Origin of the sequence: Candidatus Spyradosoma sp. SGI.093 (assembly GCF_050314555.1) — a bacterium.
Classification (GTDB): Bacteria; Verrucomicrobiota; Verrucomicrobiia; order Opitutales; family UBA953; genus Spyradosoma.
In genome coordinates, this window is sequence record NZ_JBNPNH010000002.1 from 128,503 (window position 1) to 145,392 (window position 16,890).

Annotated in this window: 16 protein-coding genes; 8 read left to right on the plus strand and 8 right to left on the minus strand. The window is 64.8% G+C overall.

The features are described 5' to 3' along the window. The first annotated feature begins 49 nt into the window (after positions 1 to 49). The 5 genes from ACQREB_RS02645 (at position 50) to ACQREB_RS02665 (ending at position 8,313) form a co-directional block, all read left to right on the plus strand. Positions 50 to 2,212 (plus strand): NHLP family bacteriocin export ABC transporter peptidase/permease/ATPase subunit, encoded by a 2,163-nt coding sequence (locus ACQREB_RS02645; RefSeq protein WP_427764975.1) that lies wholly within the window; start codon positions 50 to 52, stop codon positions 2,210 to 2,212. Positions 2,213 to 2,259: 47 nt separating this feature from the next. After that, positions 2,260 to 4,902, plus strand: a complete 2,643-nt coding sequence (locus ACQREB_RS02650) for an ATP-binding cassette domain-containing protein (protein ID WP_427764976.1) — start codon at positions 2,260 to 2,262, stop codon at positions 4,900 to 4,902. 221 nt (positions 4,903 to 5,123) lie between these two features. Then, entirely contained in the window at positions 5,124 to 6,272 is a 1,149-nt protein-coding gene (locus ACQREB_RS02655; protein WP_427764979.1) for an ABC transporter substrate-binding protein, read from the plus strand. A 180-nt stretch (positions 6,273 to 6,452) separates the two neighbouring features. Continuing rightward, on the plus strand, positions 6,453 to 6,809 hold the full coding sequence (locus ACQREB_RS02660; RefSeq protein WP_427764980.1) for a hypothetical protein: 357 nt from the start codon (positions 6,453 to 6,455) through the stop codon (positions 6,807 to 6,809). Positions 6,810 to 6,933: 124 nt separating this feature from the next. After that, positions 6,934 to 8,313: a M20/M25/M40 family metallo-hydrolase gene (locus ACQREB_RS02665; RefSeq protein ID WP_427764982.1), complete on the plus strand. Its 1,380-nt coding sequence runs from the start codon at positions 6,934 to 6,936 to the stop codon at positions 8,311 to 8,313. A gap of 30 nt (positions 8,314 to 8,343) precedes the next feature. Here ACQREB_RS02665 and ACQREB_RS02670 read toward each other — a convergent pair whose 3' ends face one another. The 4 genes from ACQREB_RS02670 to ACQREB_RS02685 form a co-directional block, all read right to left on the minus strand. Beyond that, a complete protein-coding gene (locus tag ACQREB_RS02670) occupies positions 8,344 to 8,541 on the minus strand; it encodes a hypothetical protein (protein ID WP_427764983.1) in 198 nt (65 codons plus the stop codon). After that, on the minus strand, positions 8,538 to 9,203 hold the full coding sequence (locus ACQREB_RS02675; protein WP_427764984.1) for an RNA polymerase sigma factor: 666 nt from the start codon (positions 9,201 to 9,203) through the stop codon (positions 8,538 to 8,540). Before ACQREB_RS02675 ends, ACQREB_RS02670 begins: the two co-directional genes overlap by 4 nt. A gap of 33 nt (positions 9,204 to 9,236) precedes the next feature. Then, positions 9,237 to 10,598 (minus strand): protein kinase domain-containing protein, encoded by a 1,362-nt coding sequence (locus ACQREB_RS02680; protein WP_427764987.1) that lies wholly within the window; start codon positions 10,596 to 10,598, stop codon positions 9,237 to 9,239. A 76-nt stretch (positions 10,599 to 10,674) separates the two neighbouring features. Then, on the minus strand, positions 10,675 to 11,235 hold the full coding sequence (locus ACQREB_RS02685; RefSeq protein WP_427764989.1) for a DUF4405 domain-containing protein: 561 nt from the start codon (positions 11,233 to 11,235) through the stop codon (positions 10,675 to 10,677). A gap of 942 nt (positions 11,236 to 12,177) precedes the next feature. Here ACQREB_RS02685 and ACQREB_RS02690 point away from each other — a divergent pair. Further along, positions 12,178 to 13,032 (plus strand): hypothetical protein, encoded by an 855-nt coding sequence (locus tag ACQREB_RS02690; RefSeq protein ID WP_427764991.1) that lies wholly within the window; start codon positions 12,178 to 12,180, stop codon positions 13,030 to 13,032. Between the two features lie 539 nt (positions 13,033 to 13,571). Here the strand turns inward: ACQREB_RS02690 and ACQREB_RS02695 are convergent. Further along, a complete protein-coding gene (locus ACQREB_RS02695) occupies positions 13,572 to 14,753 on the minus strand; it encodes an iron-containing alcohol dehydrogenase (RefSeq protein ID WP_427764993.1) in 1,182 nt (393 codons plus the stop codon). A gap of 126 nt (positions 14,754 to 14,879) precedes the next feature. Here ACQREB_RS02695 and ACQREB_RS02700 point away from each other — a divergent pair, with 126 nt between their 5' ends. Together ACQREB_RS02700 and ACQREB_RS02705 are read left to right on the plus strand one after the other, a co-directional pair. After that, positions 14,880 to 15,044 carry a MerR family DNA-binding transcriptional regulator gene (locus ACQREB_RS02700; protein WP_427764994.1) on the plus strand — a complete coding sequence of 55 codons (165 nt, stop codon included), beginning with the start codon at positions 14,880 to 14,882 and terminating at the stop codon, positions 15,042 to 15,044. Continuing rightward, the gene (locus tag ACQREB_RS02705) at positions 14,996 to 15,340 is read left to right on the plus strand and encodes a MerR family DNA-binding protein (RefSeq protein WP_427765540.1); all 345 of its coding nucleotides are present in this window, start codon (positions 14,996 to 14,998) and stop codon (positions 15,338 to 15,340) included. Before ACQREB_RS02700 ends, ACQREB_RS02705 begins: the two co-directional genes overlap by 49 nt. An 18-nt stretch (positions 15,341 to 15,358) precedes the next feature. Here the strand turns inward: ACQREB_RS02705 and ACQREB_RS02710 are convergent, their stop codons facing one another. The 3 genes from ACQREB_RS02710 to ACQREB_RS02720 are packed head-to-tail and all read right to left on the minus strand — an operon-like array spanning position 15,359 to position 16,888. Next, a complete protein-coding gene (locus tag ACQREB_RS02710) occupies positions 15,359 to 15,718 on the minus strand; it encodes a hypothetical protein (RefSeq protein WP_427764995.1) in 360 nt (119 codons plus the stop codon). Between the two features lie 16 nt (positions 15,719 to 15,734). Beyond that, complete coding sequence (locus ACQREB_RS02715) at positions 15,735 to 16,298, minus strand: PepSY domain-containing protein (RefSeq protein WP_427764998.1); 564 nt, start codon at positions 16,296 to 16,298, stop codon at positions 15,735 to 15,737. Between the two features lie 53 nt (positions 16,299 to 16,351). Further along, positions 16,352 to 16,888: an SET domain-containing protein gene (locus tag ACQREB_RS02720; RefSeq protein WP_427764999.1), complete on the minus strand. Its 537-nt coding sequence runs from the start codon at positions 16,886 to 16,888 to the stop codon at positions 16,352 to 16,354. Between the last annotated feature and the right edge of the window lie 2 nt (positions 16,889 to 16,890).

Below are 16,890 nucleotides of genomic sequence, written 5' to 3' on the forward strand. Positions count from 1 at the left end.
GGTCACCAGTGACCAACTACGAGTCACTTTCGTCCCTTCCCGGTTCCCGATGAGCTTTTTCAGCCGCAGAAAAAAAACGCCGACCGTGCTTCAGATGGAAGCCACGGAATGCGGCGCCGCGAGCCTCGCGATGATCCTCGCCTACTACGGCCGCTGGGTGCCGCTGGAAAAACTGCGCACGGAATGCGGCGTCTCCCGCAACGGGAGCAAGGCGAGCCGCGTTCTCGCCGCCGCGCGCGCGTACGGGCTCGAGGCGCGCGGGTTCCGCGTGCTCACGGACGCGCTCGACAAACTGCAGGGCCCGCTGATCCTGTTCTGGAACTTCGAGCACTTTCTCGTCTATGAAGGGCGTTCCCGCGACGGAAAATATTTTTACCTGAACGATCCCGGCGTCGGCCCGCGCACGGTCGAGCGCGAGCTTTTCGAAAAATCCTACACGGGCGTGGCGCTCGAGTTCAAAAAGACGCCGGCGTTCCGCAAGGGCGGGAAGCCGATGAGCGTCCTGCGCTCGCTGCTGCCGATGCTCTCGGGAACGAAGAGCGTGATGGCCGCCGTCGTCTGGGGCGGGCTGCTGCTCGTGGTTCCGGGCGTGACCGCTCCCGCGCTGCTGCAGATCTTCGTGGACAAGGTGCTGCCCGAGCGCGGCGAATGGCTCGTGCCGCTGCTGCTGTTCTTCCTGCTCACGGCGGCGCTCCAGGCGCTGCTGACGGGGCTGACCGACCTCGCGCTGCGCCGCGGCGAACTCCAGCTCGCCGTGAACAAGACGATGCGGATGATGGACTGGCTCTTCCGCCTGCCGACGGGATTCTTCCTGCAGCGCTCCGCGGGCGACCTGCAGACGCGCATCGGGCTGAACTCGACCGTCGCGAACACGGCGTTCGGCACCGTCGCCGACAACGTCGTGAAGTTCTTCACGGCGCTGTTCTTCCTCGCGCTGATGTTCCGCTTCAGTCCCCTGCTCTCCTGCGTCTCCGTCGGGTTCATTCTCACGGACCTGTTCTTCCTGCGCGTCGTGAACCAAAAGCGCCAGGTGCTGAACCAGAGCCTGCTGATGCTGCGCACGAAGATGCTCTCTTCCGTGATGGGCGGCGTGGCGAACATCGAGAACATGCGCGCCGCCGGCCGCGAAAACACGATGTTCGCCCAATGGACAGACCAGCTCGCCGAGCTCAACCGCAAGCAGCTCCAGTTCCAGACGACCGTCACCTGCTTCAACCTGCTGCCGACGTTCCTCGACGCGCTCGGGAACGTCCTCGTGCTCTGCGTCGGCGCCTGGCTCGTGATGAACGGCGAGCTCTCGCTCGGCGCCCTCTTCGCGTTTCAGACGCTGACGACGAGCTTCACCACGCCGTTCACCGCCCTGCTCATGTCCGGCGCGGAGCTGCAGACGCTCAAGGCGGACATCGAGCGCCTCGACGACGTGTACAAATACGAGCCCGAGAACGTCTTCCGCGCCGAGAGCGACGGCGAGCCGAAAATCCTCGACCGCGCGTTCTTCGAGATGCGCGACGTGACGTTCGGCTACAGCCGCATGGACCCGCCGCTGCTGGAGCATTTTTCGATGAAGGTCTCGCCCGGGCGGCGCGTCGCGCTCGTCGGCGCCTCGGGCTCGGGCAAGTCCACGCTCGCGAAGCTCGCCAACGGCACGCTCGTCCCGTGGAGCGGCGAAATCCTGCTCAACGGCAGAAAAATGGGCGAATACACGCGGGAGGAATACTACGCGATGGTCGGCACCGTGGACCAGAGCATCATGCTCTTCTCGGGAACGGTCGGCGAAAACCTTACGCTCTTCGCGCCGACCTGCGACGCCGAGGCGCTGCAGCAGGCCGTGCGCGACGCCGCGATCGAGCGCGAGCTCACCGCGCGCGGCGACATGCTCGAACAGCGCGTCGCCGAAAACGGCAAGAACTTCTCCGGCGGTCAGCGCCAGCGGCTCGAAATCGCGCGCACGCTCACGCACCGCACGCCGCTGCTGATTCTGGACGAGGCGACGAGCGCGCTCGATCCCGTGACCGAGGTCGAGATCGACCGCGCGATCCGCCGCAGCGGCTGCGCGTGCATCGTCGTCGCGCACCGCCTGAGCACGATCCGCGACTGCGACGAGATCATCATGCTCGACCGCGGGAAAGTCGCCGAGCGCGGCACGCACGAGGAGCTGATGCGGCTCGGCGGCGCCTACGCGAAGCTGATGAAGACGGAAGGAGGCGAGTGAAAATGGAAAACGAAAAAGATTTTTCGGGGAAGCGACTTTCCTGTCGCTTGTCGGAAACCTCTTCCGAAGAAACCTTCTTTTCGGAAAATTCGCGAAGCGACAAGAATGTCGCTTCCCCGGGAAGGCCCGTCCGCGTCGTTTCCGGCGAGGCGAATCTTTTCCTGATACGCCGCGAGGCGGACGGCGTCGAGGGCGAACGCGCCTTCGTCGCGACGCTCGCGCCGGGCGACGCCTTCTTCCCCGAAACCCCGCTGAATTTCGCGCCCGAAAACGCGCCCGCGGAAACGTGGGCGCTCGGTCTCGTTCCCGCCGCCGCGGACGCGCTCGCGACCGAGCCGCTCGTCGCCGAATCTCCCGAAGAACTCGCCGCCGCCCGCGACGCCTGGCGCGGACGCGTGCGCGCCGGATGCGGGCTCGCCGCGCGCGGGCTGCCCGCCGCCGCGGACGTTCCCGCCCTGCTCGCCGCGCTGCTGCGTTTCCGCGGGAACGCGCGCGAGGCGCGGCGTCTCCGCGACGCGCAGAACCGCGGCCTGACCGAGCTCGCGCTCGAACGCAAGCTCGAGGCGCTCGGCGCGACCGCCGGAATTTCCCTGCAGGAAGACGCCGCGCGGGTACGCCCGTCCGACGCGGTCGATCCGCTCCTGCCCGCCCTGCGCGAAATCGCCGAGCGCTACAATCTCGACGCCTCGCACGCCGAGGCGATTCTCGAAGAGAGCGCGGGAAAGCCGATCCGCCGCCGCCTCGCCGAGTTCGCCGATTCCGCCGGCTGGCGCATGCGCGCAATCGCGCTCGCGGAGGATTTCCGCGACGTCTCCGCGCTCCCGCTGCTCGCGTTCCGCAAGGACGGCGCGCCGCTCGTGCTCTTTCTCGACGCCGAGGCGAGCGCCTACAAGGATCCCGCGAAGGGCGGGAAGAAACGCCCGCTCACGCGCGCGGTCGCCGAATCGCTCGACGGGAGCGCGTTCTGCTTCTACGAACCGTTCCCGCGCGCCGGGCGCACGCGCGCCGGGCTGCTGCGCTTCCTGCTGCGACGTTCCCGCCCCGTGGTCGCGACGATCGTCGCCGCCGGGCTCTTTTCCGGGCTGATCGGGCTCGTCGTGCCGATCGCGACGCAGTACGTGACGGCGGAAATCATTCCCGCGGGCGACCTGCCGGAGCTCGCGCAGCTGACGGCGCTGCTCGTCGTGCTCACGGCGTGCCGCGTCGGCGTCGGCGTCGTGCCCTCGCTCGTCACGATGCTCTTCAGCGCGCAGCAGTTCGAGCGCTTCCAGGCGGCGACCTACGACCACATTCTGCGCATTCCCGTGAACGCGTTCCGCCGCGCCGATTCCGGCGACATGACGCAGCGCGTGCTCGGCGCGACGCAGGTGCTGAACGCCGTGTTCGGCGTGATCTCGCAGCAGTTCGTCAGCTCGCTTTTCTCGATCGTGAGCCTCGCGATGATGTGCTGGTACAGCTGGAAGCTCGCGCTCGCGGGCGCGGCGATGGCGCTGCTCTACGCGTTCGTGTTCTTCCGGCTCTCGCGGCGCAATCTCGTGCCGCTCGCCGAACACGCCGCCGCCGCGGGAAGAATGAACGGCCTGCTCAAGCAGTTCTTCGACGGCATCGGAAAAATCCGCTCCGCGGGCGCCGAGCGCCGCGTGCTCTCGCGCTTCACGGACGATTTCGGCGAGATGACGCGCCGACAGTACGCGATCTCGCGCAACGGCTCCTGGCAGAAGCTCGCCGCCGCGACGTTCCCGATGCTCGTCTCCGTCGCGTTCTACGCGCTCGCGGGCGGCTTCCTCGACGAGACGCTTTCCCTGCCCGTGTTCCTCGCCTTCATGGCGGCGTTTCAGACGTTCCAGACCGGGCTCATGGGATTTTCCACGGGCTTCTGGACGCTGCTCGCCGTCAAGCCCGAGATCGACCGCATCATGCCCATTCTCGAAACCGATCCCGAGGACGACGCCAAGCGGCAGAAGCCGGGAACGCTCACGGGCAAGGTCGAAGTCTCGCACGTGAATTTCCGCTATTCGCCGGAATCCGCGCTCGTGCTGCGCGACGTGTCGTTCCGCGCGGAGCCGGGCGAGTTCGTCGCGATCGTCGGTCCCTCCGGCGCGGGAAAAAGCTCGCTCGTGCGCCTGCTGCTCGGCTTCGAGACGCCCGAGACCGGCGCCGTCTATTATTCCGACAAGGACCTCGCGCGGCTCGACCTCGGCGCCGTGCGGCGGCAGATGGGCGTCATTCTGCAGAACAACCGCATCCTGCCCGCGTCGATTCTCGAAAACGTCGTCACGGGAACGGACTGCTCGACCGCGGACGCGTGGCGCGCGCTCGAGCTCGCCGCGTTCCGCCGCGAAGTCGAGGAAATGCCGATGGGCATTCACACGATGGTGACGCCCGAGACGATTTCCGGCGGGCAGCAGCAGCGCATTCTCATCGCGCGCGCGCTCGTCGGCGCCCCGCCCGTCGTCGTCATGGACGAATCGACGAGCGCGCTCGACAACGTCTCGCAGGAAATCGTGAAGTCGAACATGGAAAAGCTGCGCATGACGCGCATCGTCATCGCGCACCGGCTTTCCACCATCGTCAACGCCGACCGCATCTACGTGCTCGACAAGGGGCGCGTCGTGCAGGTCGGCTCCTACCGCGAACTCGCCGCCCGCGAAGGCGTCTTCCGCCGCCTCGTCGAGCGCCAGATAGCTTGAGAAGAAAGCGGCAGGTTTCCGGCGACAAGCGACAAGAGCAATGAATAAGGAACAATCAAGGAACAATCGACGATGAACGACGCGGCGACGAAGACAGTTTCAAAATCCTTTCGGCGAAGCCGAGCGCAAGGCGTTGTTCATTATTCGCCGTTCGCAGTTCACCGCCTTTGTCGCTTGTCCGACTCCCTTTCCCCCTTCCCTCCTTCACCTTACGCCTTTTTATGAAAAATTCTTTCATCGCGCTTTTCGCCTGCACCACGTTGTTCTTCCTGCTCAACGCGCTCGGGCTCTTCGAATTCCGCTCGTTCATCGACCGCAACCACCGCGCGCGCTTCGTGCGGGAACGCGTCGAGGGCGTCCGCGCCGCGCCCGACGTCGTCCGCATCGCGTTCGCCTACGACGCCTCCGACATTCCCACGCGCGAGGCCGCCGAGGGCGTCATGCTCGCCGCCGAGCTCCGCAACGCCGAGCGCGGGAACGGCGCGCCGCGCATCGAGCTCATCGTCCGCGACGACGCCTCGACGCTCCCGAAATTCGCCTCCGCGATCCAGGATTTCTGCGACGACGCGTCCGTCGCCGCCGTCATCGGGCCCTTCGTCTCCGGGCAGATTCCCGCGGCGCGCGCGCTCACGCAGTTTCACGGCATGCCGCTGGTCTCGCCGATCACCGTCCGCTCGGAAAAACTCCCGCCGCTCGACGCGGACAACTTCGTCACCTTCTTCCCGCGGCTCGAACAGTGGACCGCCGCGATGCTCGACCGCATGGAGGCGACCGGCCACAAGAACGTCGTCCTCGTCAGCCCCGAGCCCGGCACGTACGGCGACATCTTCAGCACGGCGCTCGAGCGCGAAATCCGCCTGCGCGGCGGCCAGCTCTTCCGCCTGAACTACCAGGTGCCCTTCCGCCGCAAAAAAATCTCGCAGACCATCGGCAACTACATCGGCGGAAAATTCGCCGACACGGTCTTCTTCGGCGGCACCTACAACGATTTTCCCGAGCTCGAAGCGCTCCTCGAAGAGCGCGGGATCGACCTGCCGATCTACGGCTCCGACGCGCTTTTCGTGCCGCAGATCTTCGCCGCGAAGAAACGCAATCCGCTCTTCCTGCCCGAAGCCGAAATCACCCCCAGCCGCGAGGATTTCCGCGAACTCTTCGAAAAACGCTACGGGAACGCGCCGAGCTACCAGGCCGTGCTCGGCGCGGAAACGCTCTTCGCGATCGCCGACGCGCTCGCCGTTCCCGCCGACTACGAGCCCGACGCGCTCGTCGAAACGCTCAAGACCGCCTCGGACGAGCTCCAGAAGCGCGTCCGCATCCGCATCGTGGAGCTCCACGGGAGCAGCGAACAACTGACAGTGAATAATGAATAACGCCTTGCGCTCGGCTGCGCCGAAAGGATTTTAAGACTGCCTTCCTCACCGCGTCATTCATTGTTCATTATTAATTATTCATTATTAACGATCAGTTCTTCCAAAACGTTCCTCCGCAAAAAAAATTTTAAGATTTTCCCCGCTCATCCGTTATCATAGACAGAAAAGCCCGACGCATTTATGAAAGACGAAGAAAATTACGACGAAGAAGCCGAACTCGCGGGAATCGACCCGCGCGAGCTTGAGGCGCTCAAGTCCGGCGAATACAATTTCGTGGACAAGCTGATGAAGGCCGCGTTCTCGGAAACGGGCCGAATCCCGTCGCTCGACGAAATCATCGCGCGCGCGAGACGGCGCGAAGAGGCGCGGAAACGCGGCGACCCCTGCGACTGCGACAACCTTTTCGAGTTCGACTTCGAGGAGCTGACCGAGGACTCCCTCGACGCCCTTTCCGCCGCCGGCGAAAAATCCCCCGACGACCTCCCGCCCTCGCCCCTCGACGACGCCTCCTCCTCCCGCCGCCCCCGCAAAAAATGACCTCCCCGCGGGAACGCGGGCGGCGGGAACGCGCGGATTTTCTCGCCCTCCCCGCGTCCCGTTTTCCGCCGGGCGCCTTGCTTTAAGCTTTCCAAGGCGGCGCGGAGGGGTTCAGAATGCGGGCATGAAAATGAACATCGTCGACGTCGTCAAAGACTACATACGTTTTCCCGGCATCTCCGCTGATCCGAACGCGCGGCAGGGCATCGCCGACACCTGCGGCTTTCTCGCCGCGCTGCTCGAAAAGGCGGGCGCGCGCGCGGAGATCGTCCCCACGGCGGGCAACCCCGTCGTCGTCGGCCGCGTGAACGCCGGGCGCGCGGATCTGCCGCACGTCATCGTTTACGGGCATTACGACGTGCAGCCCGTCGATCCGCTCGAACTCTGGGAAACGCCTCCGTTCGAGCCGTGCCTGCGCGACGGAAAAATCTTCGGCAGAGGCGCCGCGGACAACCGCGGCCCGCACGCCGTCTCCGTCGTCGCGCTCGCGAACCTGCTCGAGCGCAGACCGGATCTGCCGCTGCGCGTCACCTTCGTCTTCGAGGGCGAAGAGGAAATCGGCAGCGGCTCGTTCCCGCAGTTTCTCCGCGAACACGCGGCGGAGCTCTCGGAGGCGGATTTCGTGCTGCTTTCGGACACGGAAAGCCCCGCCGCGGACAAGATCGCGATCACCATCGGGCTGCGCGGCGTCGTCGGGCTCGAACTGCGTCTCGAAGGGCCGAACGCCGACCTGCACTCCGGCATTTACGGCGGCGCGGTGTACAACCCGCTGCAGGCGCTCGCGGAAATCTGCGCCTCGCTGCACAATCCCGACGGCTCGGTGAACGTTCCCGGATTCTACGACGGCATGCGCCCGCCCGCGGACTGGGAACGCGAAGAGCTCAAACGTCTGCCGCAGACGGACGAGACGCTCAAGGCGTTTCTCGGCGTGGACGCGCTGCACTGCCTGCCCGGCTACGACGGCGCCGAGGCGGTCCGTTTCGCGCCGACGCTCGAGTTCAACGGCATGGGCGGCGGCTATCTCGGCGAAGGCTCCAAGACCATCGTTCCCGCGGGCGCGTTCGCGAAGATCACCTGCCGGCTCGTTCCCGGCATGGATCCCGCGGACGTCTTCGAAAAGGTCGCCGCCGCGATCCGCGCGCGCGTTCCCGCGGGCGTCCGCGCGAGCATCGAGCGCATGCAGTCCTGCCCGCCCTACTACGTCTGCCCGCCGAATCGCCCGAACTCCGACCCGGAGATGAATCCCGCGCTCGCGCGCGCCTTCGAGGCCGCGCACGCCGTCGTCACGGAGCTTTTCGGCAACCCGCCGATCTACACGCGCGACGGCGGCTCGATCGGCATCATCGAGGCCTTCCGCAAGATCTGCGGGCTGAACGCGCTGATGATCGGGCTTTTCCTGCCGGATTCGCGCATCCACTCGCCGAACGAAAACGCGGACGTCGCCCTGCTCGAAAAGGGCGTGAAGGCCTACGAGGCGATCTACGAAAAAATCGCCGCGCGCTGAACCCGGAACCCGCGGAAGCGCGTTCCCGCGTCACTTCTTCCTGAGACCGCGGGCGATTTCGAGCGCGATTCTGCGGTGCGCGGGGCTCGCGCGCAGGCGCGCCGAGGATTCGTAGGCGGATTTCAGCTCGGAAATCATGCGCTCCGCCGCGGCGCGTTCCCGCGCCGTTTCCGGTGCCGCGTTTCCTTCCGGCTTCGTTTGGGGCGTTTTTTCCGTTTCGTCGTTCATGCCGTCAGCTCCTTGAAGTTTTCGTCGCGGGAAAGCGTTTCCCGCAGGCGTTTCGTGATGCGGTGCACCGCGTTGTTGACGACGTTCGGCGACACGCCGAGCTCGCTCACGACGCGTTCGACCGGCAGCCCTTCGAGCTTCACCATCTCGAAGGCGACGCAGGTGTTCGGCGCGAACTCGCCGCGGATGCACGTGTAGGCGTCGAGCAGAATCGCGCGGCGGAACGCGCGCAGCTCCTCGGCTTCGAGCTGCTCGGTCTCGCTCGTCCCGCTTTCCGCCGCCGCGCTTTCCGCGCGGGATCGGGCGTCGCCCTCGTCGTCGTCGAGCGATTCCGCGGGCGCGCCTCCGTTTTTGCGCAGGAAATCGACGACGCGGCGGTCGCACACCGTCTTCAGAAAAAAGCGGAAGCGGGATTTCTCCGCGTCGTAGCGGCGCGCGGCGAAGATTTCGTTGAGCGAGATCACGACGTCGGCAATCACGTCGTCCGTCACGCTCGCGGGAACGCCGTAGAGCCCGCGCCGATAAAAGGAGTTGCACACCATCACCTTGATCGTCGCGTGATAGATGTCGAAAAAATCCCGCCACGCGCCGTTCCACGCCGCGTTCTGCTCGGGCGCGATCAGCTTTTCGAGGACGGTCTTCGGTGTCTGCGGAAATTCCATCTGAAAGATACATTCGCGGGAACGCGGGAAAAATCACGGCTCGGCGGCGAGTTTTTTCGCCTGCGCGAGCCTTTCCTCGACGTAGGCGCGGTAGGCGGAATCGTCGGCGAGCTCGCGTTCCATGCGCGCGACGGTTTCGCCCAGGTTCGCGAGGCGTTCCCGCGCGATCTTCACGTGATGAGGCAGATTCCGGTCGCCCGAGGCGCGGGCGCGGATTTCGTCTTCGGAGAGGCGCGCGAGCGCGAGGTCCTCCGCGAAGTCCTTCTTCAGGTCTTCGAGAATCTCCCGGCGGCGTTCCCGCCAGGCCGCGCGGCTGTCCACATAAATTCCGCGCGCCTCGTCGCGCAGCCCCTCGGCGGAAACCTTCGCGAAAACCGCGTCCGCGACCGCAGGCGGCTCGGCGGAGGGATACGCGAGCGCGTAGTAAATCCGCGTTCCCGCGAGGACGGCTCCCGCGCCGAGCGCGGCGGCGACGGCGCTCGCGAGCGCTCCCGCGCGGAAGAATTTCCGGCGCGCGGTCTTTTCTGCGGTCGTTCTGAACGCGCGGGAACTCTCGAAATCGTCCGAGAGCACGGCGGCCTTGAAGTCCGCGAGCGTGACGAAGCGGTCCGCCGGATTTTCCGCGATCGCGCGCAGAACGCAGCGGTGCAGGTGCAGGCGGTGTTCCCGCTCCGCGTCCGAAAATTTTTCCTCCGCGCCTTCGGGAAAAAGGAACGCGGCGCGGCCGATCGCATCGGGCAGGTTGCCGGTCGCGAGCGTGTAGAGCGTCGTCGCGAGCCCGTAGGCGTCGGGATTGCCGCCGCTGTTGAGGAACCACGACGGCGCGGCGAAGAGCGGCGTGCCGAGGCGGCTCAGCGAACGGCGGTCGCGCTCGAGCAGACTGAAGTCGGCGAGCTTCGCCCTGCCGCCGAAAAAGAGCACGTTCGCCGGCTTGATGTCGCGGTGCAACAGCCCGTGCCCGCCGAGCGCGATCGCGGCGTCGAACACCGGCGCGATGATTTCCGCGATTTCCTCGCGGGAAAACCACGGCGCGACCGGGCGTTCCCGCCGCCTCTCGATCAGATTCCAGAGCGATTTTTCCTGCCAGCGGAAATCCGTCGGTGGGAACGCGGACGGCGTTTCGAGCGCGTCCGCCAGCGGCATCGCGAAATACGCCGTGTCGTCCTCGACTCCGTAGTCGAGGATTTCGACGAGGTTCTCGCGGTCGGGCAGCGCCGCGTATTTTTCGACGGCGCGGCGTTCCCGCTCGGCGTCTTCGCTGCGGATGAGCTTGAGCGCGACGAAGCCCTCCGCGCCGTCGCGCCGCGCGAGATGCACGCTGCCGAACCCGCCTTCGCCGATTTTCCGCAAAAGCGTGTAGCCGCCCGTCCGCCTCCGTGCGCCGTGTTCGTCCATGGCTCGAAACTATACCACATCCGCCCCGGACGAAGAAGTTTTTTGGAGACTCGTCCGCGCCCGTCCGCGGCGAAAATCATCTGCGCGCGCGGGAACACCACGCGCCGAGGAGGAAGAAGAGCGCGGCGACGGCGGCGTAGTCCGCGAGAAAGCGCGGGAGCGCGTCGCCGAACGCGAAGGCGTCGAAGGTTTCCCGCGCGAAAAGTTTTTCCGGGAACGCGCGGCGGAAGAACGCGAGCACGCCGAAGGCCGCGACCGTTCCCGCGAGCGCGAAAAGGCACGCGCGCGGGAACGCCGTTTTCAGGAAACCGCCGGCGGGAACGTCGCCGGAGACGCGCCGCGGCCGAAGCCGAAGGATTTTTCTCGCCGCGCCCGAGAAAAACGCCGCGTGCAGCCCGGCGTGAAACGCGCCGAGCACGAAGAGCCACGCCGCGCCCGCCGTGTGCAGCTTCCGCGCGAAAAGCCCTTCGCCCGACGGCACGAACGGGAAAAGCTCGCCCGAAAGCATCGCCCCGCTCGCGGCGACGGCGACGAGACTCGCCGCGAGCGCGACGTTCAGCGCGAACGTTCCCGCCGCGCGCGCCTTCCGCGTTCCAGCGAACGCGGCGAAGAGTTTCTGTGCGATCGGTTTCTTCATCGTGCGGAAAATGCTACGACTTCGAGTTTACTCTAAGTCAAGGGATTTTTTGAAAAAACTCCAGGGGAAGCGACTTTCCAGTCGCTTTTCGGGAATCCTTCAAAGGAAATTTCCTTAAAAAAACTTCAACAAGCGACTGGAAAGTCGCTTCCCCGAAAAGCGTATGATTCTCCAAAGAAAAAATTTCGCCGCGCGGCGTCCTCTCGTCGCCCCGGCGGGGCGAAACAAGCGTAACCCCATGCGCGCGGCGAAGCGTGCGCTTGGGGAAAATTCCTCACATGCGCCGCGCCTGAAAGGCGCAACCGACCGCGAGGCATTCGAAGTTTTCGCGACGCGGCGTTCCCGCGGGGCAGTTGCGCTTTTCAAGCGCGCGTTTTTTCACGGCGCGCCCCCAAGCGGCGTTGCCGCATGGGGTTATGTTTGCTCCGCATTTCATGCGGGAACGCGTTTTGGGGGCAGGCATTCCTGCCTTCGTTCCCGCGGCGCTCGCTTCTCCGCGGACTAAATTCCGCCGCGCGGCGTCCGCGCGTTCCCGCACGCTTCAGCTCACGCCCCGTCGGAGCTTGCACTATCCACTATCCGTTATCCATTATCAATTATCCGTCATCAATTATCCGTTTTTCGTTCCCGCGCGCCGGCTCGCCGCCCCTTGGGGCTTCTTCTGCGGGAATCCGCGAAATCCGCGGGAGATTTTCAGAACTCTTCTCGCCCGGAAAATCGCCCTTCCGGAAGGCGTCATGCGAATAACTCGCCGCGGACGCCCGGATTCGGCGGCGTTTCAAGGTCCGAAATGCCCGCCCGTGCGTTCGCGCTTGCCGCGCGTTTTTTTTTGCAAAATGCCTTGGACTCGAAAACGGGGCGTCTGCGTCGCGGAAACGCGATGTTCCCGCAAGCGCGCCTTTTCGGAAAAATTCAACAAAACTCCTTATCAAAAATCATTCCATGAAATCCAAAATCTCTCTTGTTCTTTTTTGCGCGGCGGCGGGCGTTCCCGCCTTCGCGATCTCTTCGACCGTAAGCTACATCGATGAAAACGGAGCCCCGCAGAATATTTCGTTTGACTCTTCTTGGTCAAACGAGGGAAAGGTTTCCCAAGTCGAAATCAGCGTGCACCCGAACTACGTGTATGACCCTGAACACGATTATTCGTACGTGGTGGCGGCGGAAATCTATAACTACGGCACCATCGAGGGGCTGACGCTGAGCTCCGCCGAAGACGGCGCCAAAGCGAACTTCACATCGTTTTCAGGTTCGACGCTATGCGGGAACATTTCCATTTCTTCCGGATCGGAGGAATGGCAATTACACAACATCTACGGAAGCATCGGAGCGGGAACGCGGTTTTCCGTCAACGGAACGCTTAACGCTCTCTACCTGCACGGAGAGCGCTGGGACATTTCGGCGGAGGACGCGGCGAGCGACGTCGCGCTGATTTCCGGGGACGGGTATCTGGGCATGAATCCCAGGACAACGCTGACGCTCAACTTCGTGACCGAAGAAGCGCTGAAAAGCACGGATTCGCTCAATCTGATTTCGGGAACGATAAGCCTCAAGGGGGGGGTACTACGGGAATTTCGCGGGGATCGACATCGCGGTGGGCGGCGTCGTGCTCTCCGATTACGAAGCGAACCTGGTCCTGGACACGGCGAGCGCGGATTTCGGCAAGGTGCTGATTTCGCAGATTCCGGAGCCGTCGTCGTTCGGGCTGCTGGCGGGCGCTTTCGCGCTCGCGCTCTGCGCCTCCCGCCGCCGTCGTCGTTCCCGCTGATTTTTGGAACCGCGAATTTCCGCGAATGAACGCGAATTTTTTTGGAGGGTAAGCGTCTCGCTTGCCCGCGAAAACCGAAAACGGAAATTTCAAGTCCGCCCCGACGGGCTTGCACTATCCATCATCCGTTATCCATTATCCGTTTTCCGTTCCCGCGGGGCAGTTGCGCTTTTCAAGCGCGCGTTTTTTCGCGGCGCGCCCCCAAGCGGCGTTGCCGCATGGGGTTATGCTTGTTCCGCATTTCATGCGGGAACGCGTTGGGGGCGAAGGCATTCCTGCCTTCGTTCCCGCGGCGCTCGCTTCTCCGCGGACGAAATTTCGCCGCACGGCGTCCGCACGTTCCCGCGACGGAGACGTGGACGTCTCCGCCCCCCCCAGACGCGTTCCCGCAATCGCGCGCTTACAGCGCGCATGGTTTTTCGCGTTTTTCGTAGGGTTAAAACCCTACGCTGGACAATTCCGCCCCGACGGGCTTGCACTATCCATCATCCGTTATCCGTTTTCCGTTCCCGCTAAAAAAAAAGGGCGACCGAGACGGCCGCCCTTCGTCACGCCGAATCGGGAAGCTTCAGCGGAAGGATTTTTCGTAGATCGCGAGGCAGTCGGCCTCGGAAAGCGGCGCGGGATCGCAGGCGAAGAGCATGCCCATCGCCTCGCGCGCGTTGCGGACCATCGCGGGAAACTCGTCGCGCGAAATGCCCCAGTCGGACATCTTCAGGTCGGCGACGCCGCAGTCGCGCTGCAGCTTCGCGAGCGCGGCGAGAAAGTCCTCCGGCTTGTCGGCGGCGGGCATTCCCATGACCTGCGCCATCTTCACGAAGCGTTCCGGGCTCACGCCGAGCTCGATGAAGCGCGCGTAGTAGGCGAGCGAAATCATGATGAGGCCCGCACCGTGCGGCAGATCCTGGTGGAACGCGGAAAGCGCGTGCTCGAGCGAGTGCTCGCTCGTGCAGGCGCCGACGCACATGACGGTGCCGGAAAGCGTGTTGCCCCACGAGACGTGCAGGCGCGCCTCGGCGTCGTTCCCGTCGCGGACGGCGCGCGGGAGCCAGCGCGCGACGTGCTCGATCGCCGTGAGCGCGTACATGTCGCTCATCAGATTCGCGTGCGCGGAGATGAACGATTCCGTCGAGTGAAAGAGCGCGTCGAAGCCCTGATACGCGGTGAACTTCGCGGGAACGGTGCGCGTGAGCTCGGGATCGACGACGGCGAGCACGGGGAAGAGCGCGGGATCGAGCAGCGCGGTCTTTTCGCGCGTTTCGGGGTTGGTGATGACGCCGCCACAGTCCGTCTCCGAGCCCGTGCCGGCGGTCGTCGTCACGGCGACGATCGGGAGCGGGCGCACGGCGATCGGCCTGCCCTTGCCCGTGCCGAACGCGACGTAGTCCCAGAGGTCGCCTTCGTTGGTCGCGACGACGGCGACGCCCTTCGCGGCGTCCATCACGCTGCCGCCGCCGAGCGCGACGATGAAGTCGCAGCCGTTTTCGCGCGCGGCCGCGCCGCCCGCCATGACGGCGGACTTGAGCGGATTCGGTCCGACCTTGTCGAAGAGCGTCCACTCGACGCCGGCGCGGCGCAGCTGGGCTTCCGTGCGGGCGAGCGTTCCCGTCGCGCGCACGGATTTTCCGTCGGAAATCATCAGCAGCGCCTTTTTTCCGGGCATCGGCTGGTCGCCGAGTTTTTCGAGCGTTCCCGCGCCGAAGAGCGTGCGCGTGGGAACGTACATGTCGTAGCTTGTTTTCGTTTCCATAATCTTCACGATGATGTCCCCCGATGCTACAAGTTAGAGCTTACTCCAAGTCAAGGATTTTTTTGAAAAAAAACGAAAAAAAACGTTCGACTTGGAGCGCGCTCGAAGGTGTATTCTCGGAGAACCATGGAATACACGATCTCGCAGGCGGCTGAAAAATTCGGCATCACCGCGCACACGCTGCGCTTTTACGACAAGGAGGGACTGCTGCCCTTCGTCGACCGCGGCGCGGGCGGGCGCGCATCTTCAAGGACGGAGACCTCGGCTGGCTCCGCATCATCGGCTGTCTGAAGGAGACGGGAATGCCGATCCGCGAAATCCGCGACTACCTCGACCTGTGCATGAAGGGCGACAAGACGCTGCAGCGGCGTCTCGAAATCATGCGCGAACACAAGGCGAAGATGCAGGAAAAGCTCGCCGAAATCAAAAAATACATGAAGGTGATCGACTTCAAGTTGGACTACTACGAAAAGGCGATCGCCGCGGGAACGGAGGCGGTCCACCGCGACAAGCCCGAACCCGAAACCACCGCCGAAGCCGACAAGCGGCGCGTCGCCGCCGCCCGCCGCTCCCGCGCGAAGAAGTGACGCGGGGCGAAGCGGGAATCATTCTTCGGAGATTTCCGGCTCGCCGCGTCCGGGAAGCGGCTCGAAGACGACGAGAACTTTTCCGTCCGCGAAGGCGAAGCGGTAATTCGTTCCCGCGACGACCTGCGTCGAGACCTTCACGGGAACGCGCACGGCGTATTCCGTTCCCGACGCGGCGCGGGCGAAGACTTTGAGCGCGTCCGCGGGAACAGGCGAAATCCATTCGCCGTAGGCGCCGCAAAGCGCGATTTCCTCCGCCTCGTCGAGAACGCTCCCGGCTTCCGCTTCGTCGCCGCGGCAGCCGGAAAAGCCCGCGCACGCGGCGAAGACGAGCGCCGCCGCGAAGAGGTTTCCGGGAGAAATTTTTCGCGTCTTCATACGGCGGAGCTTTTTTTCAGACGAGGAAAAATCCCGCCGCACAGGCGAGCGCGCCGAGCACGAAAGAAACCGCGAGCGAACGGCGGCGCGCCTTGTTCTTCCACGCAAAGACGAGCCCGCTCAGATACGCGATCAGCATCGCCGCGCCCGCGCCGACCGCCAGCACGCGGAAATACGTTCCCGCCTTGCCTTTGTGGACGAGCATCAGCTTGTCGAAGAGACCGGGCGTGACGATTTCCGCGCGCATCACGTTCCCCGCGTCCTCGGCGCGGCGCCCGCGGCCGAAGCCGCCGCGTTCTTCGGGAAAGCGGACGTGCATTCCGAACGCCGAGCCGTAGCACGCGACGCCCTTGCGCACGGAAAATTCTGCGGGAACGGAGACGCCCTGCTCCTCAAGCGCCTTTTTCGCCGCCTCGTAATCGCGCGCTGCGACGCCGGGCAGCTCGCGGACTTCGACGGTCTCCGTCGTGCGCACGCCGCACAGATAAAGCGCTCCCGTGAGCGCGAACGCGCACAGCAGCGGCAGGAAAAACAGCGTCGCGTAGAGGTGCGCCGTCAGACAGATTTTTTGCAGATTCATGGCGAAGGAGGTGATGAAGGTTATAAGGTTATGAGGTTATGGAGATTATGAGGTTACGAGGGTTGTGAAAGTGATTTTTTCGTCGGATTTTCCTTCGCGCGCGCGTGGCGGGCGAGCCTGCGCATGAGCGCCGCGCGCAGCGGTTTCGCGACGATGAAGCCGCAGCAGTTTTTCGCGCCGCAGCGGCACGGATGCTCGAAGAATCCGGCGAGCCCGAAGCCGTAGTCGAACGAAAGCTCCTCGCCCGCGGCGATCGCGCGCGTCGCGACGATTTCCATGCGGCGTTCCCGCGCGTCCCAGACGGCCTCGCAGTTTTCGTCGCAGGAATGGTTGATGAAGCGCGCGGGGTTGTCCGCGACGACGTCCGTCGCGTCGATGAAGCGTCCGTCGCCGATTTCGAAAAAATACACGGGCGCGCCCGCGCCGCCTTCGCGGGAACGCGCTTCGGCGCGGCGTTCCAGCGTTTCCGCGTCGATGAGCTCGCCGCGGTATTCGGCTACGCGCGTTCCCGCCGCGATCGGCTCGACGGCGAAGACGCCGCTGCCGTGAATCGGCGAGGAACGGACTTCGATGCGGGCGGGCGCGTTCACGG

Bases quoted from the DNA above. Each gene is read 5' to 3' on its own strand.
- ACQREB_RS02710 (WP_427764995.1), bottom strand. From the start codon at position 15,718: ATGAAGACGCGAAAAATTTCTCCCGGAAACCTCTTCGCGGCGGCGCTC.
- ACQREB_RS02680 (WP_427764987.1), bottom strand. From the start codon at position 10,598: ATGGACGAACACGGCGCACGGAGGCGGACGGGCGGCTACACGCTTTTG.
- ACQREB_RS02715 (WP_427764998.1), bottom strand. From the start codon at position 16,298: ATGAATCTGCAAAAAATCTGTCTGACGGCGCACCTCTACGCGACGCTG.
- ACQREB_RS02665 (WP_427764982.1), top strand. From the start codon at position 6,934: ATGAAAATGAACATCGTCGACGTCGTCAAAGACTACATACGTTTTCCC.
- ACQREB_RS02685 (WP_427764989.1), bottom strand. From the start codon at position 11,235: ATGAAGAAACCGATCGCACAGAAACTCTTCGCCGCGTTCGCTGGAACG.
- ACQREB_RS02645 (WP_427764975.1), top strand. From the start codon at position 50: ATGAGCTTTTTCAGCCGCAGAAAAAAAACGCCGACCGTGCTTCAGATG.
- ACQREB_RS02700 (WP_427764994.1), top strand. From the start codon at position 14,880: ATGGAATACACGATCTCGCAGGCGGCTGAAAAATTCGGCATCACCGCG.
- ACQREB_RS02690 (WP_427764991.1), top strand. From the start codon at position 12,178: ATGAAATCCAAAATCTCTCTTGTTCTTTTTTGCGCGGCGGCGGGCGTT.
- ACQREB_RS02655 (WP_427764979.1), top strand. From the start codon at position 5,124: ATGAAAAATTCTTTCATCGCGCTTTTCGCCTGCACCACGTTGTTCTTC.
- ACQREB_RS02695 (WP_427764993.1), bottom strand. From the start codon at position 14,753: ATGGAAACGAAAACAAGCTACGACATGTACGTTCCCACGCGCACGCTC.
- ACQREB_RS02660 (WP_427764980.1), top strand. From the start codon at position 6,453: ATGAAAGACGAAGAAAATTACGACGAAGAAGCCGAACTCGCGGGAATC.
- ACQREB_RS02670 (WP_427764983.1), bottom strand. From the start codon at position 8,541: ATGAACGACGAAACGGAAAAAACGCCCCAAACGAAGCCGGAAGGAAAC.
- ACQREB_RS02675 (WP_427764984.1), bottom strand. From the start codon at position 9,203: ATGGAATTTCCGCAGACACCGAAGACCGTCCTCGAAAAGCTGATCGCG.